Here is a 12,550-nt window from a genome sequence, read left to right on the forward strand (position 1 = left end):
TTCGCAGTCATCATGGCGGCGAACTGGTCTTCCGACCCGACGAGATCTTCGCCGCCCGCCACCGCCACGTCATTGGCCGATTTGACGACAATGGCGCGGATGGCGGAATCGACGTCGATCGACTCGCCGCGGCGGAAGCGCATCTTGGTCGGCGGCTGCGAGGCGGCGTGGTCCGACACCGGGATCTGCGTCTGCTTGGTGACGCGGCCCGATTCCATCGCCTCGAACAGCAAATAGAGCGTCCTCATCTTGGTCAGCGAGGCCGGATAGCGCTGCGCCGTCGAATTGACCTCGAACAGCTGCTTGCCGGTCTTTCCGTCGACGACGATCGCCGCGTATTTCTGCGGCGGCGCGGGCACCGCCAGCACGGAATCGGGCGGGGTCGTGGTGGTGCAGCCGGCGACTAGGGCCGTCAGGGCCAGGGCGACCAGGATTTTCTGGAAAAGCGGAAAGAGGCGCGGGAAAGACAAGGGCGAGGCTGTTCTTGGGTCGGCGGTTGCTTGAGATGCGGCGAAGCTAACGTAACGCAACTGATGCGTCCATTTGGTTAATGGCCGACAGCCCGGGGATTGTCGATGGCCACGCGGGGGCAAACCGATGCGAAATGCCGGTTCGGGCGCTTGCGCAAGGCGCGCCGAAAGGGTTCTGTTTGCGGCTTCAGATTCGGATGAGAGCGCTATGGATACCGTCACGATCAAGGCCAAGGGCATTTCTGTTTCGCTGGACCTCACTGTCGGCCACATCGCCGACATGACCGTCGAAGGCGGCGCAAGGCAGTTGAAGCCGCTGCACCGCGCGCCCTGGGTCGATGCAGGCGAGGCGCTGCCCAAGGACCTGCCGCAAGGCACGGTCCGGCTCTCCGGCGACTTTCTCTGCGCGCCGTTTTCGCGCGCCGATGTCGAGGAGGCGCCGCTGCATGGCTGGCCGGCCAACAGCGCCTGGGATGTCACGCAGAACGATGCGACGGAAGGCGGCTGGCGCGCGGTCTTCCGGCTGCGGCACAAGGTGATGGGCGCCAGCGTCGACAAGATCTTCACCCTGCGCGACGGCCACCCCTTCCTCTACCAGGAGCATGTGTTTTCCGGCGGCTCCGGTGCGATTTCGGTTGCCCACCATCCGATGACGGCGATGACGGGCGGCGGCAGGCTGGCCTTTTCGCCGAAGCGCTTCGCCGTGACCCCGGCCGATCCGCTGGAACCGGATCCGGCGCGCGGCCGCTTCATGCTCGCCTATCCGGCGCGCTCGGCCGACCTCGGCCAGTTTCCCACCGCCGGCGGCGGGACGGCCGACCTCGGGGAATACCGCATGGATGACCGGCGCGAGGATTTCCTGACCCTGGTCGAGGCCGACCACGGCGGACCAGGCTGGACCGCGCTCGCGCGCCAGGCCGAGGACGATCTGGTGCTGGTGCTGAAGAACCCGGCGGAACTGCCGGTCACCATGCTGTGGCTCAGCAATGGCGGGCGCGATTACGCCCCCTGGAGCAGCCGTCATCTGGGCGTGCTCGGCATCGAGGACGGCCGCGCCGCCGTCGGCCACGCGGCTTCGCTCGGCGACAACTGGCTGAAGCGCGAGGGCGTGGCGACCGCCTTCGCGCTTTCGGAAGGGCGCAGCGTCTCGTTCCGCCATGTCATCGGCGCGCTGCCGGCATCGGGCGGCGAACCGCCACGGGAGATCACCACCGCCAACGGCCAGATGCGGCTCATGTCTGGCGCTGTCGCACGGGAGGTTCCCTTCGACAGCGATTTCCTGCGGCTCGGCCGGCCGGCGGCGGCCTGAGGCGGGCGACACGAATTCCCGATTTGAAATTTCCGTGAACAGCCGACAAGATGCGGCACGGATCGTGCCGCCATTCATCAAGGCAAGTGAGGCCCCAATGTCGGAAATCGCCCATCTCGCCGCCACCATCTTCAAGCGCGCCGGCAAGGCGAAGCGATTCATCGTCGCCATCGCCGGGCCGCCGGCAGCGGGCAAGTCGACATTGTCGGCCGGCCTGCACGACCTCCTGCCGGAAGGCGCGGCGGAAGTCGTGCCCATGGATGGTTTCCATTATGACGACATCGTGCTCAACCGGCGCGGCCTGCGGGCGCGCAAGGGCGCGCCGGAAACGTTCGACTTCGCCGGTTTCGAGGCGCTTCTGAAGCGTATCCGGGCGGGCGAACCCGACATCGCCATTCCGGTCTTCGACCGCAACATGGAATTGTCCCGCGCCGCGGCGGCGATCGTCGGCACGGAGACAAAATTCATCCTGGTCGAAGGCAACTACCTCCTGCTCGACGAGGAGCCTTGGTCGCGGCTGGCGCCGCTGTTCGATTTCTCGATCTTCGTCGAGGTGCCGCGCAACGAGCTCGAGCGCCGCCTGGTGGAGCGCTGGCACGGCCATGGCCGCTCCGACGAGGATGCGCGCGCCTGGATCGCCTCCAACGACATGCCCAACATAGAGCGCGTGCTGGCGCGGCGCCGGGCGGCCGATCTGGTCATTGGTTAACCCCGATTAACCAGGGTTAACGTGCTTAATTTTCGGTATTTTTCGGCGGGAACCTTAAGATTTTCGCGCGGATATGGCCGGGAACCCCATTGTTCGGCGTAAGGGATTTCCGATGGCGCTCAAGGCAAGAAAACCCGTGGCCGCCAAGGCGAGGAGCGTGAGGGAAGCGCAGGCGAAAGCCGGCGCCGAGCGCGCGAAGGACGCCAAACCCAGTTTCGGCAAGGCCGCCCCAAGAAAGGTCGTGCCGGCGGCAAAGGCGCCCGCTCCGCGCAAAGCGGCTTCGGAAAAACAGGCTCAAGACACGCAGAGTCAAGGCAAACAGGGGGCGATTCGAACGGTCGCCAATATCGCCGCCGGTGCCGTGGTCGCGACCGCGCGCGGCGCTGCGTCGCTCGCGGCCTCGGTGATCGGCAAGGGCGGCCGAAAGGCCAAGACGAAATAGCCGGCCGGCATTCTTCATCCGGCCGCAATCGCGGACGGCTTCGAGACTCAGCCTCTTTCCGGAATGGTCAGGCCCTTCTGCACCGCCGGCCGCGCCAGGCCGCGCTCCAGCCATGCCGCGACATTGGCGAAGTCATCGAAACCGACGAGTTCGCGCGCTTCATAGAAGCCGATCAGGTTGCGCACCCAGCCGAGCAGCGAGATGTCGGCGATGGTGTAGTCGTTGCCCATGATCCATTTACGGCCCTTCAGCCTGCCGTCCAGCACGCCGATCAGCCGCCGTGATTCGTCCCGGTACCGCTCCAGCGGGCGCTTGTCGGCGATCTCGCGGCCGGCGAATTTGTGGAAAAAGCCGAGCTGGCCGAACATCGGCCCGACCGAGGCCATCTGGAAGAAGACCCACTGGATCGTTTCGTAGCGCCGCGCCGCGTCGACCGGCATCAGTAGGCCGGTCTTCTCGGCGAGATAGAGCAGGATGGCGCCGGATTCGAACAGGCCGATCGGTTTGCCGTCCGGACCGTCGGGATCGATGATCGCCGGGATCTTGCCATTGGGATTGAGCGACAGGAATTCCGGCGTCCAGCTCTCGTTCTTGCCGATGTTTACGGCATGCGGCTCGTAAGGCAGGCCGACCTCTTCCAGGGCGATCGAAACCTTCACCCCGTTCGGGGTGGGGAAGGAATAGAGCTGAATCCGGTCGGGATGCTTGGCCGGCCAGCGAGCGGCGATCGGAAAGGCGGACAGGTCGGCCATCGAAAAACTCCTGAGCGGGATTTGCGCGAAAGCGCTGACTAGGGCGGGTCCGCACAGGATTAAGCCGGCAATCCGGTCCGATCAATATGGCGGCGACGGTTTCGCATGCACGCACTATCAACCGAATCGGGAGGCGACTTGCCGCCACCCCGTCAGGTCGAAGGCCCGGGACTCAGATGGCCTTGAAGGCCAGCACCGCGTTGGTGCCGCCAAAGGCAAAACCGTTGCTGATCGCGGCGCGCACCTTGCGCTCGCGCGCGACATTGGGGGTCACGTCGAGATCGCAGTCGGGATCGGGTTCGCGGTAATTCGCGGTCGGCGGCACGATGCCGTCGCGAATCGCCATCACGCAGGCGATCATTTCCAGTCCGCCCGACGCGCCCAGGCAGTGGGCATGCATCGACTTGGTCGAGGAGACCGACAGGGAACGCGCATGCTCGCCGAAGACGCGCTTGATCGCGTTGGTCTCGATCTGGTCGTTGGCTTTGGTGCCCGTGCCATGGGCGTTGAGATAGTCGACGTCCTCGGGATTGAGCCCGGCGTCCGCCAGGCAGAAGCGCATCGCCGCTTCCGGTCCCTCGACGGTCGGCGCAACAATGTCCGAGGCGTCGGCCGAAAGACCTGCGCCGGCGATTTCGGCCAGGATGGTGGCGCCCCGCGCCATGGCATGGTCGTAGCTTTCCAGAACGGCCATGCCGGCGCCTTCGCCGAGCACGAGGCCCTGGCGATCGGCCGAGAACGGCCGGCAAGTGTCGGGCGACAGCACGCGCAGCGCCTCCCAGCCCTTGAGCACGCCCCACACCAGCGGCGCCTCGGCGCCGCCTGCGACCATGACGTCGGCGCGGCCGAGCCTGATCTGGTCGACGGCGGAGGCGATGGCGTGGTTGGCCGACGAACAGGCCGAGGTGACGCCGAACACCGGCCCACGCAGGCCGAGATGCATGCTGACCTGGCCGGCGGCCGCGCCTGGCATGACCTTCGGAACAGTAAAGATGCCGGCGCGATTCTTGCCTTCCATCAGGATGGCGCGGTAGTTCTCCTCGATCGTCTCGAAGCCGCAGACGCCGATGCCGACGACGGTGCCCATGCGGTAGCCGTTGTCCGCATGCGGTTTCAGTCCCGACTGCTGCATGGCTTCACGGGCGGCGATGGCCGCCAGCAGGCTGAAGCGGTCCATCGACACCAGCTGCTTGCGCTCGATGCCATGGTCCGGCAGCGCCTTGACCTCGCAGCCGATCTTGACCTTGAGGTCGTGCAGGGAAGAATTTTCGATCGGCCCGATCGCCGAGCGGCCGGCGCGCATTTCATCCCAGATCGCCGGCGCGCTGGTGCCGAGCCCACATATCCCGCCAAGGCCGGTGATGACGACGCGTTTCAGCATTCGGTCAGGCTTTTTTCGCGATTAGTGCGCGAACGGCCTCGATCATATCGCCGACGTTCTTGAGATTGCTCCAGGCATCGACCGTGTTCATCTCGATCTCGATGCCATACTGCTCCTCGAGGTCGAAGATGATCTCGGTCAGCTCCAGCGAATGGATGCCGAGCGCCGTCAATTCGGTGCTGGTGGTGATTTCCTCACCGCCCGGCTCGGCATGGGCCTTGATCTTCTCGATGATTTCGGTTGCCAGCTGGTCAGCCATTCGGTTCTTTCCCACTCTGTCGTTTCCCGACGCCGACTGAACAGCGCCTTCTTGTCCTCGATATCAGGCCGCGACAATCGCCCTTTAACCCCGCCAAGCATCGCCTGACCGTACCAAGTTGGCTCCCTCTATAGAAACGGAAACGCCATCAAGCAACAAGCTATATATCGACAAACCCACCGCAGTGCTTAACCTGAAGCCGTGGATACGATCGAATATACCAGGTTTTCGGCGATCCAGGCCCAGCGCGCGGCGGGTCTGGCACGGCTTGGCTGCGCCAGCCTCGACGGTCGCACGCGGCTGCGGCGTCTCTATCAGGAAGGCTCCGCCAAGATAAGGTTGCCGGCCGTTTCAGCTGATCCGCTGGAAGCCGTGCTCATCAACACCGCCGGCGGGCTGACCGGCGGCGACCGGCTGGCGTGGCAGGTGGATGTCGGCGCGCATGCGGGCGCCGTCATAACCACCCAGGCCTGCGAAAAGATCTATCGCGCGGCATCCGATCTTGCCGAAGTCCGGGTGAGGCTGACGGTCGGCGAGGGCGGCCGCATCGCCTGGCTGCCGCAGGAAACCATCGTTTTCGACCGCGCGGCCTTTGCCCGTACGCTGGAAATCGATCTTGCCGCCGGCGCGGAGGCGCTGGTGCTGGAAGCGACGGTGTTCGGCCGTCTGGCGATGGGAGAACGGGCGGCCCAAGGCAATTTTCACGACCGCTGGCGGATCCGCTTGGACGGCAGCCTCATCCATGCCGAGGATTTTCGCATCGGGCCCGATATCGCGGCCGCGCTGGCCCACCCCGCGGCTGCCGGCGGCGCTATCGCGGTGGCAACGTTGCTGCTGGTGTCGCCGGATGCCGAGGCACAGCTCGATCCGGTTCGCGAGATCGTCGGAGGCCAGGGCGGCGCCAGCTTCTGGAGCGTGCAGACATCTGGCAAGCTTCTTGCGAGGCTTTACGCGAAGGATGGTTATCAGTTGCGCCAGCGGCTGGTTCCGCTCGTCGGACTGCTCAATGGAAGGGCGGGACTGCCCAAATTATGGTCACTGTAATTCTGTCTGCCTTAATTCTGTCTGTCTTAATTCTGTCTGTCTTAATTCTGCCTGTCTTGGAAACCGCATGAACCTGACGCCACGAGAAAAGGACAAGCTGCTGATCGCCATGGCGGCGATCGTGGCGCGCAAGCGGCTGGAGCGCGGCGTCAAGCTCAACCATCCCGAAGCGATCGCGCTGATCACCGATTTCGTCGTCGAAGGCGCCCGCGACGGCCGCCCGGTGGCCGAGCTGATGGAGGCGGGAGCCCATGTTGTGAGCCGCGCGCAGGTGATGGAGGGCATCGCCGAGATGATCCAGGACGTGCAGGTGGAAGCGACCTTTCCCGACGGCACCAAGCTGGTGACCGTGCACCAACCGATACGCTGAGGAGGACAAGATGCTGGACCTGCGCCCGAACTGCGAATGCTGCGACAAGGACCTGCCGCCGGAGGCGACGGACGCCCTGATCTGCACTTTCGAATGCACCTTCTGCGCCGATTGCGTTGACCATGTGCTGGGCGGCGTCTGCCCGAACTGCGGCGGCAATTTTTCGGCCCGGCCGATCCGCCCCGCCGCGATGCTGAAAAAATATCCGGCCTCCACGAAACGCGTGCTCAAGGCCGAGGGTTGCGGCCCGCGCAAGGCCGCGTGACAGCAACCGCATCAACGAAAGGCGAAATGAGATGATCCCTGCCAAACGCTTTTGCCTGTCGGCCGTCCTGCTCCTGGCGGCAGCGATGCCGGCCTACGCCCATGTCGGCGTCGGCACGACCTCCTCCTTCACGGCCGGCTTCATGCATCCGCTCTCCGGCCTCGACCACATGACCGTCATGGTCGCGGTCGGCCTGTGGGCGGCGCTCAAGGGCGGCAAGGCGATCTGGGCATGGCCGGCGGCCTTTGTCGGCGTCATGCTGGCAGGCGCCGCCCTCGGCATGGCCCATGTGCCGGTGCCTTTCGTGGAACCCGGCATCCTCGCCTCCGTGGTGGCGCTCGGCCTGCTGGTGGCGCTCGCGGTTGATCTGCCCATTTCGGCCGGCGTCGCCATCATCGGCCTGTTCGCGCTGTTCCACGGCCACGCCCATGGCACCGAAGTGCCGGAAAATGCGGGCGGGCTCGAATACATGGCGGGCTTTGCCGTCGCCACGGCGCTGCTTCATGCCATCGGCATCGCCGCCGGCCTGGGCCTCGGCCTCAAATTCCGCGGCCTGACCCGCGTGGCCGGCGCGGCTTGCGCGGCGATCGGCATCGGTCTCGCCTTCGGCGTGGTGTGACATCAGATGATTCCCGGCGAAATCATCGCGGCCAAGGGCGATATCGAGCTCAACAAGGGCCTGCCGACCGTTACCCTGAAGGTGGCCAACAGCGGTGACCGGCCGATCCAGGTCGGCAGCCACTATCATTTCTTCGAAACCAATGAAGGGTTGAGGTTCGACCGCGAAAAGGCACGCGGCATGCGCCTCGATATCGCCGCCGGCACCGCCATGCGTTTCGAGCCCGGCCAGGAGCGCGACGTCACGCTGGTGCCGCTTGGCGGCAAGCGCGAGGTCTACGGGTTTCAACAGAAGGTGATGGGCAAGCTGTGAGGCGGGCGGCGCGTCATGCCTGGCGTAGTCGGGCGACGGCCGGCGGCACGCGCATGAAAGCAGGCGACGGCTCAGTTGGACGGCTTGGCGGCCGCATAGATGACGATCTTGCCGGGATCGTCGAATTCCACGGCCAGAACATCCTGCGTCTGCACGCGGCGCGAATCGATGGCGTTGAAAAGCAAGGCGTTGGCCTCGATCTCCTTGCGCAGCTCGGCAACATCGTCCTGATGCTGCCTGACCTTGTTTTCGATAGCCGGCGGCGGGCCGCCTTCGCTGCGCGCGGCATCGGTCAGGAACACGATGTCGACCCTGTCGAGCTTAGAGGTCTTGCGCACCGTGCTGATGTTCTCGCGCGTGCGCTCGATCGCGGAATTGACCTTGCCGACTTCGGCGGTCGTCCTGACCTCTTGCTCATTGACCTGCGAACCGACGATCCGGTCGACAGTCTCAGGACTTTCAAGTCCCTGCGCGTTCAATGTGGCGTGGGGGATGCTCGCCGCCAGAAAAGCAGCCGCGGCAATGGCATGCGGCCACCGCGCATCGGGCAAGGTTACAATGGACATATTTCGCCTTCGCGGTTTGTCTCGATGCTCAGGAAACGAAACGACTCCAGCCCGGACAGGGTTCCCACTGATGCAAGGCCGGCGGACCGGAGGTCGGTCCGCCGCGCCGTTTGGTTAACTCGCCTTTTTGGTGATAAGGGTCAGCGCGCCATTGGGCTCCATGCTGGCCGCGACCACCTGTGCCGAGGTCATTCCCTTGGCCTGAAGGGCGGATTTCACCTTGGGGGTGGATTCGATCGAGCTGCGCAGCTTCTGCAGGCCGGCGTCGCCGCGCTGCGCGACCACCTGGTTGACCTGCGTCTGGGTGTCCTTCAGCAGTTCGCTGATGTCGACGATGTTGACGCTCTGGATCGCCGGCGCCGCCTGCTGACCGCCGGGAGCCGGGGCCGTGGCGCCGGGGGCTGGCGCGGCCGGAGCGGGCTGTTGCTGCTGGGCAAACGCGGCACCTGCCATCATCAGGCTGGCGGCGGCGGTAAGAACTATCGTTTTGCGCATGGATTTTCCTTCCATCGATTTGGCAAACGGTCGTTGTGGGGTGACCCGCCGACCTCACCCGCCAAATGGGTCCGCAAGGTGTCGCCCAGCGGGTCATTGCGTGACCATTGGACGGCGGCAATGTGCGGATCCGCCTCAACCCCACCGCATCCCGGGAGCAATCGCCGATGGCCAGAATAACCCGCGCCGCTTACGCCCAGATGTATGGCCCGACCGTGGGCGACAAGGTGCGGCTGGCCGACACCGAACTCTTCATCGAGGTCGAGAAGGACCTCACCATCCATGGCGAGGAGGTCAAGTTCGGCGGCGGCAAGGTCATTCGCGACGGCATGGGCCAGAGCCAGGTTTCGCGCGCTGAGGGCGCGATGGATACGGTCATCACCAACGCATTGGTGATCGATGCGTCGGCCGGCATCTTCAAGGCCGATATCGGTCTTCGCGACGGCCGCATCGCAGCGATCGGCAAGGCCGGCAATCCCGATACGCAGGACGGCGTCACCATCATCATCGGACCCGGGACCGAGATCATCGCCGGCGAGGGCAAGATCCTGACGCCGGGCGGCTTCGATGCGCATATCCACTTCATCTGCCCGCAGCAGATCGAGGAGGCACTAATGAGCGGCATCACCACCATGCTCGGCGGCGGCACCGGCCCCGCGCATGGCACGCTGGCCACCACCTGCACGCCCGGTCCCTGGCACATGGCGCGCATGATCCAGTCCTTCGACGCCTTCCCGATGAACATCGGCCTGTCGGGCAAGGGCAACGCCTCGCTGCCGGCGGCGCTGGAAGAAATGGTGCTCGGCGGCGCCTGTTCGCTGAAGCTGCACGAGGACTGGGGCACCACGCCGGCGGCAATCGACTGCTGCCTTTCGGTCGCCGACGATCACGACGTGCAGGTGATGATCCACACCGACACGCTCAACGAATCCGGCTTTGTCGAGAACACCGTGGCGGCGATCAAGGGCCGCACCATCCACGCCTTCCACACAGAGGGTGCCGGGGGCGGGCATGCCCCCGACATCATCAAGGTCTGCGGACTGCCCAACGTCATCCCATCCTCGACCAACCCGACGCGGCCGTACACGGTCAACACGCTGGCGGAGCATCTCGACATGCTGATGGTCTGCCACCATCTGTCGCCGTCGATCCCCGAGGACATCGCCTTCGCCGAAAGCCGCATCCGCAAGGAGACCATCGCGGCGGAAGACATCCTGCACGACATCGGCGCCTTCTCGATCATCTCCTCGGACAGCCAGGCCATGGGCCGGGTCGGCGAGGTCGCGATCCGCACCTGGCAGACCGCCGACAAGATGAAGCGCCAGCGCGGTTCCCTGCCGCAGGAAACCGGCGACAACGACAATTTCCGCGTCCGCCGCTACATCGCCAAATACACCATCAACCCCGCCATCGCCCATGGGCTGTCGAAGGAGATCGGCTCGGTCGCGGTCGGCAAGCGCGCCGACCTGGTGCTGTGGAATCCTGCCTTCTTCGGCATCAAGCCCGACATGGTGCTGATCGGCGGCATGATCGCGGCCGCCCCGATGGGCGACCCCAATGCCTCGATCCCGACACCGCAGCCGATGCACTACCGGCCGATGTTCGGCGCCTATGGCAAGGCGAGGACCAATTCCTCCGTGACATTCGTTTCGAAAGCCGCGCTGGACTCCGGGCTTCACGGGCGGATTGGCGTCGAAAAGCAGTTCGTCGCCGTCGACAACACGCGCGGCGGCATCGGCAAGCACTCGATGGTGCTCAACGACGCCACGCCGCATGTCGAGGTCGACCCCGAAACCTACGAGGTTCGCGCCGATGGCGAGTTGCTGACCTGCGAGCCGGCAACCGTGCTGCCGATGGCGCAGCGGTATTTTCTGTTTTGACGTGGAATCGGCGTCCGCGCCGAGCGGTGTAAAATCCATTGCAGCAGCGGATTCGACGCCGCAATATGCGATCCCGAAAAGCCGCATTGTGAACGGGCATGGCCACCGAAATCGCTACCCCCCACGACATCTTTCCGCATATCCGCATCGTCATGGGCATGGTGATCGGTCTGGGTGTCACCCGCCTGCTGGCGGGGCTGGCGCGCACCGTCCAGCATCCCGGACAGTACCGGCTCTATCCCGTGCATCTGGCCTGGGTCGGCTCAGTACTGCTGATGCTGGTGCATTTCTGGTGGTGGCAGTTCGGCCTCTACGCCATCGAGACCTGGACCTTCGGCAAATACCTGTTCATCATTTTCTACGCCATCACGCTGTTTCTGCTCTGCGCGCTGCTGTTCCCGGACTCGATGCTCGATTACACCAGCTACGAGGACTATTTTTACTCGCGCCGCGGCTGGTTCTTCGGCCTGCTCGGCGCAACCTATCTGCTCGACGTGATCGACACGTTGCTGAAGGGGCCGGAGCATTTCGCCCGCTTCGGCGACGAATATCTCTACCGGACGCCGATCTTCGTGGGGCTTTGCATCGCCGCCATCCTGGTGCGTGACCGCCGCTTCCACATCGCCTTCGTCGCGGCGACGCTGATCTACCAAATATCGTTCATCCTGCGGCTCTTCGACACCATCGTATGACGGCCGCGAATGTTCTAGGCTTCCGGGGAAAGGCAGGCTCAATCATGTACAAGGCCGTCGGATCGCGCGGGTCCCGGGTCAGCCGCGTTCTCTGGATGCTCGAGGAACTCGGGCAACCCTATGAATTCGTCGAGGTCAAGCTGCGTTCGCCGGAAGCCTATGCGCTCAACCCGTCGGGCAAGGTACCGATCCTGATCGACGGCGACCTCAAGATAACGGATTCGGCCGCGATCTGCGTCTATCTGGCCGACAAGCACGCGGACAAGGGCATGGGCGCCAGCCCTGGCGTCGCCGGCCGTGCCGAGATGGATTCCTGGATGCATTTTGCCCAGTCGGAATTCGAGGCGCCGCTGTGGAACAAACTGCGCCACCGCTTCCTGCTGCCGAAAGAGGTTCGCGTCGATGTCGGACCGGCGGCGGCCTATGATTTCGCCTCGGAGCTCAAGGCGCTTGACCGGCGGCTTGGCGACAGACCCTTCGCGCTCGGCGACCGGTTCTCGGCCGTCGACGTGCTGCTCGGCGACATGGGCGGCTGGGCCCGCGCTGGAAAATTCCCGATCGAATCCGGGCGCGTCAATGCCTATTTCGACCGGGTGCTTTCGCGCCCTGCCCGCGCGCGGGCACAGGCAAACGGAGGCTCGATGAAATGAAGCTCAACCTCAACACCGATTTCACCAAATTTCCCCGCGCCGTCTCTGTGCTGCCCGCAGGCAATGCCGGAACCGTCCCGCCGTCAGGCCGTGCGGTGCTCGCCCATGACGAGCGGCACTTGCGCCGCCGCGCCATCGAACTTGCCGATGGCGGCAAGGTGCTGGTCGACCTGCCGGAGCCGGTTGCGCTCGACCATGGCGACCGGCTGGTGCTGGAGGATGGCGGCCATATCGAGATCGTCGCGGCGCCGGAGGACATCTATGACATCCGCGCCCGCGACGCCGTGCACCTGACCGAGCTCGCCTGGCATATCGGCAACCGCCATCTCGCCGCC

The 12,550-nt window shown here is 64.9% G+C and carries 17 protein-coding genes and 1 pseudogene; 12 read left to right on the forward strand and 6 right to left on the reverse strand.

Translation table 11 applies throughout. From position 1 onward, the window contains the following. Positions 1-470 (reverse strand): serine hydrolase (locus J0I79_RS32905; protein ID WP_366015667.1); only part of this gene is annotated, 470 nt, incomplete at its 3' end. A gap of 208 nt (positions 471-678) precedes the next feature. Between J0I79_RS32905 and J0I79_RS32910 the strand changes: the two genes are divergently transcribed. From J0I79_RS32910 to J0I79_RS32920, 3 genes are all read left to right on the forward strand, one after another. Further along, positions 679-1,779 carry a hypothetical protein gene (locus tag J0I79_RS32910; RefSeq protein ID WP_292869644.1) on the forward strand — a complete coding sequence of 367 codons (1,101 nt, stop codon included), beginning with the start codon at positions 679-681 and terminating at the stop codon, positions 1,777-1,779. A 97-nt stretch (positions 1,780-1,876) separates the two neighbouring features. Then, entirely contained in the window at positions 1,877-2,488 is a 612-nt protein-coding gene (locus J0I79_RS32915) for a nucleoside triphosphate hydrolase (protein ID WP_292869646.1), read from the forward strand. 112 nt (positions 2,489-2,600) lie between these two features. Next, positions 2,601-2,930, forward strand: coding sequence for a hypothetical protein (locus tag J0I79_RS32920; RefSeq protein ID WP_292869648.1), 330 nt, complete (start codon positions 2,601-2,603; stop codon positions 2,928-2,930). A gap of 47 nt (positions 2,931-2,977) precedes the next feature. On the opposite strand, the gene J0I79_RS32925 is transcribed toward J0I79_RS32920, so the two are convergent. The 3 genes from J0I79_RS32925 to J0I79_RS32935 form a co-directional block, all read right to left on the reverse strand. After that, positions 2,978-3,682: a glutathione S-transferase N-terminal domain-containing protein gene (locus tag J0I79_RS32925; RefSeq protein ID WP_292869650.1), complete on the reverse strand. Its 705-nt coding sequence runs from the start codon at positions 3,680-3,682 to the stop codon at positions 2,978-2,980. A gap of 172 nt (positions 3,683-3,854) precedes the next feature. Beyond that, positions 3,855-5,063: a beta-ketoacyl-[acyl-carrier-protein] synthase family protein gene (locus J0I79_RS32930; RefSeq protein ID WP_292869652.1), complete on the reverse strand. Its 1,209-nt coding sequence runs from the start codon at positions 5,061-5,063 to the stop codon at positions 3,855-3,857. A 4-nt stretch (positions 5,064-5,067) separates the two neighbouring features. Beyond that, positions 5,068-5,322, reverse strand: coding sequence for an acyl carrier protein (locus J0I79_RS32935; protein ID WP_292869654.1), 255 nt, complete (start codon positions 5,320-5,322; stop codon positions 5,068-5,070). A 201-nt stretch (positions 5,323-5,523) separates the two neighbouring features. Here J0I79_RS32935 and J0I79_RS32940 point away from each other — a divergent pair, with 201 nt between their 5' ends. The 5 genes from J0I79_RS32940 (at position 5,524) to J0I79_RS32960 (ending at position 7,932) form a co-directional block, all read left to right on the forward strand. After that, positions 5,524-6,366, forward strand: coding sequence for an urease accessory protein UreD (locus J0I79_RS32940; RefSeq protein ID WP_292869656.1), 843 nt, complete (start codon positions 5,524-5,526; stop codon positions 6,364-6,366). A gap of 67 nt (positions 6,367-6,433) precedes the next feature. Beyond that, entirely contained in the window at positions 6,434-6,736 is a 303-nt protein-coding gene (locus tag J0I79_RS32945; RefSeq protein WP_292869658.1) for an urease subunit gamma, read from the forward strand. Positions 6,737-6,746: 10 nt separating this feature from the next. After that, positions 6,747-7,001 carry a DUF1272 domain-containing protein gene (locus J0I79_RS32950; protein WP_292869660.1) on the forward strand — a complete coding sequence of 85 codons (255 nt, stop codon included), beginning with the start codon at positions 6,747-6,749 and terminating at the stop codon, positions 6,999-7,001. Between the two features lie 31 nt (positions 7,002-7,032). Continuing rightward, complete coding sequence (locus J0I79_RS32955) at positions 7,033-7,620, forward strand: HupE/UreJ family protein (protein WP_292869663.1); 588 nt, start codon at positions 7,033-7,035, stop codon at positions 7,618-7,620. A gap of 6 nt (positions 7,621-7,626) precedes the next feature. Then, positions 7,627-7,932 carry an urease subunit beta gene (locus J0I79_RS32960; protein WP_292869666.1) on the forward strand — a complete coding sequence of 102 codons (306 nt, stop codon included), beginning with the start codon at positions 7,627-7,629 and terminating at the stop codon, positions 7,930-7,932. A 71-nt stretch (positions 7,933-8,003) separates the two neighbouring features. Here the strand turns inward: J0I79_RS32960 and J0I79_RS32965 are convergent, their stop codons facing one another. Further along, a complete protein-coding gene (locus tag J0I79_RS32965) occupies positions 8,004-8,498 on the reverse strand; it encodes a hypothetical protein (RefSeq protein WP_292869669.1) in 495 nt (164 codons plus the stop codon). Positions 8,499-8,612: 114 nt separating this feature from the next. Continuing rightward, complete coding sequence (locus tag J0I79_RS32970; protein WP_292869672.1) at positions 8,613-8,993, reverse strand: hypothetical protein; 381 nt, start codon at positions 8,991-8,993, stop codon at positions 8,613-8,615. A 167-nt stretch (positions 8,994-9,160) separates the two neighbouring features. Here J0I79_RS32970 and ureC point away from each other — a divergent pair, with 167 nt between their 5' ends. The 4 genes and pseudogenes from ureC to J0I79_RS32990 all read left to right on the forward strand — a co-directional run. Beyond that, a complete protein-coding gene (ureC, locus tag J0I79_RS32975) occupies positions 9,161-10,873 on the forward strand; it encodes an urease subunit alpha (protein ID WP_292869675.1) in 1,713 nt (570 codons plus the stop codon). 98 nt (positions 10,874-10,971) lie between these two features. Then, positions 10,972-11,565, forward strand: coding sequence for a hypothetical protein (locus tag J0I79_RS32980; protein ID WP_292869678.1), 594 nt, complete (start codon positions 10,972-10,974; stop codon positions 11,563-11,565). A 44-nt stretch (positions 11,566-11,609) separates the two neighbouring features. Next, positions 11,610-12,215 carry a glutathione S-transferase family protein gene (locus tag J0I79_RS32985; protein WP_292869681.1) on the forward strand — a complete coding sequence of 202 codons (606 nt, stop codon included), beginning with the start codon at positions 11,610-11,612 and terminating at the stop codon, positions 12,213-12,215. Beyond that, positions 12,212-12,550: pseudogene (locus J0I79_RS32990) on the forward strand (urease accessory protein UreE); the annotation flags it as partial. The gene J0I79_RS32985 and the pseudogene J0I79_RS32990, both read left to right, overlap by 4 nt.

Source organism: Mesorhizobium sp. (genome assembly GCF_017306585.1).
Taxonomy (GTDB): domain Bacteria; phylum Pseudomonadota; class Alphaproteobacteria; order Rhizobiales; family Rhizobiaceae; genus Mesorhizobium.

Excerpts from the sequence above, each read along its gene's own strand:
- J0I79_RS32910 (WP_292869644.1), top strand. The coding sequence starts at position 679 with ATGGATACCGTCACGATCAAGGCCAAGGGCATTTCTGTTTCGCTGGAC.
- J0I79_RS32915 (WP_292869646.1), top strand. The coding sequence starts at position 1,877 with ATGTCGGAAATCGCCCATCTCGCCGCCACCATCTTCAAGCGCGCCGGC.
- J0I79_RS32920 (WP_292869648.1), top strand. The coding sequence starts at position 2,601 with ATGGCGCTCAAGGCAAGAAAACCCGTGGCCGCCAAGGCGAGGAGCGTG.
- J0I79_RS32925 (WP_292869650.1), bottom strand. The coding sequence starts at position 3,682 with ATGGCCGACCTGTCCGCCTTTCCGATCGCCGCTCGCTGGCCGGCCAAG.
- J0I79_RS32930 (WP_292869652.1), bottom strand. The coding sequence starts at position 5,063 with ATGCTGAAACGCGTCGTCATCACCGGCCTTGGCGGGATATGTGGGCTC.
- J0I79_RS32935 (WP_292869654.1), bottom strand. The coding sequence starts at position 5,322 with ATGGCTGACCAGCTGGCAACCGAAATCATCGAGAAGATCAAGGCCCAT.
- J0I79_RS32945 (WP_292869658.1), top strand. The coding sequence starts at position 6,434 with ATGAACCTGACGCCACGAGAAAAGGACAAGCTGCTGATCGCCATGGCG.
- J0I79_RS32950 (WP_292869660.1), top strand. The coding sequence starts at position 6,747 with ATGCTGGACCTGCGCCCGAACTGCGAATGCTGCGACAAGGACCTGCCG.
- J0I79_RS32955 (WP_292869663.1), top strand. The coding sequence starts at position 7,033 with ATGATCCCTGCCAAACGCTTTTGCCTGTCGGCCGTCCTGCTCCTGGCG.
- J0I79_RS32960 (WP_292869666.1), top strand. The coding sequence starts at position 7,627 with ATGATTCCCGGCGAAATCATCGCGGCCAAGGGCGATATCGAGCTCAAC.
- J0I79_RS32965 (WP_292869669.1), bottom strand. The coding sequence starts at position 8,498 with ATGTCCATTGTAACCTTGCCCGATGCGCGGTGGCCGCATGCCATTGCC.
- J0I79_RS32970 (WP_292869672.1), bottom strand. The coding sequence starts at position 8,993 with ATGCGCAAAACGATAGTTCTTACCGCCGCCGCCAGCCTGATGATGGCA.
- ureC (WP_292869675.1), top strand. The coding sequence starts at position 9,161 with ATGGCCAGAATAACCCGCGCCGCTTACGCCCAGATGTATGGCCCGACC.
- J0I79_RS32980 (WP_292869678.1), top strand. The coding sequence starts at position 10,972 with ATGGCCACCGAAATCGCTACCCCCCACGACATCTTTCCGCATATCCGC.
- J0I79_RS32985 (WP_292869681.1), top strand. The coding sequence starts at position 11,610 with ATGTACAAGGCCGTCGGATCGCGCGGGTCCCGGGTCAGCCGCGTTCTC.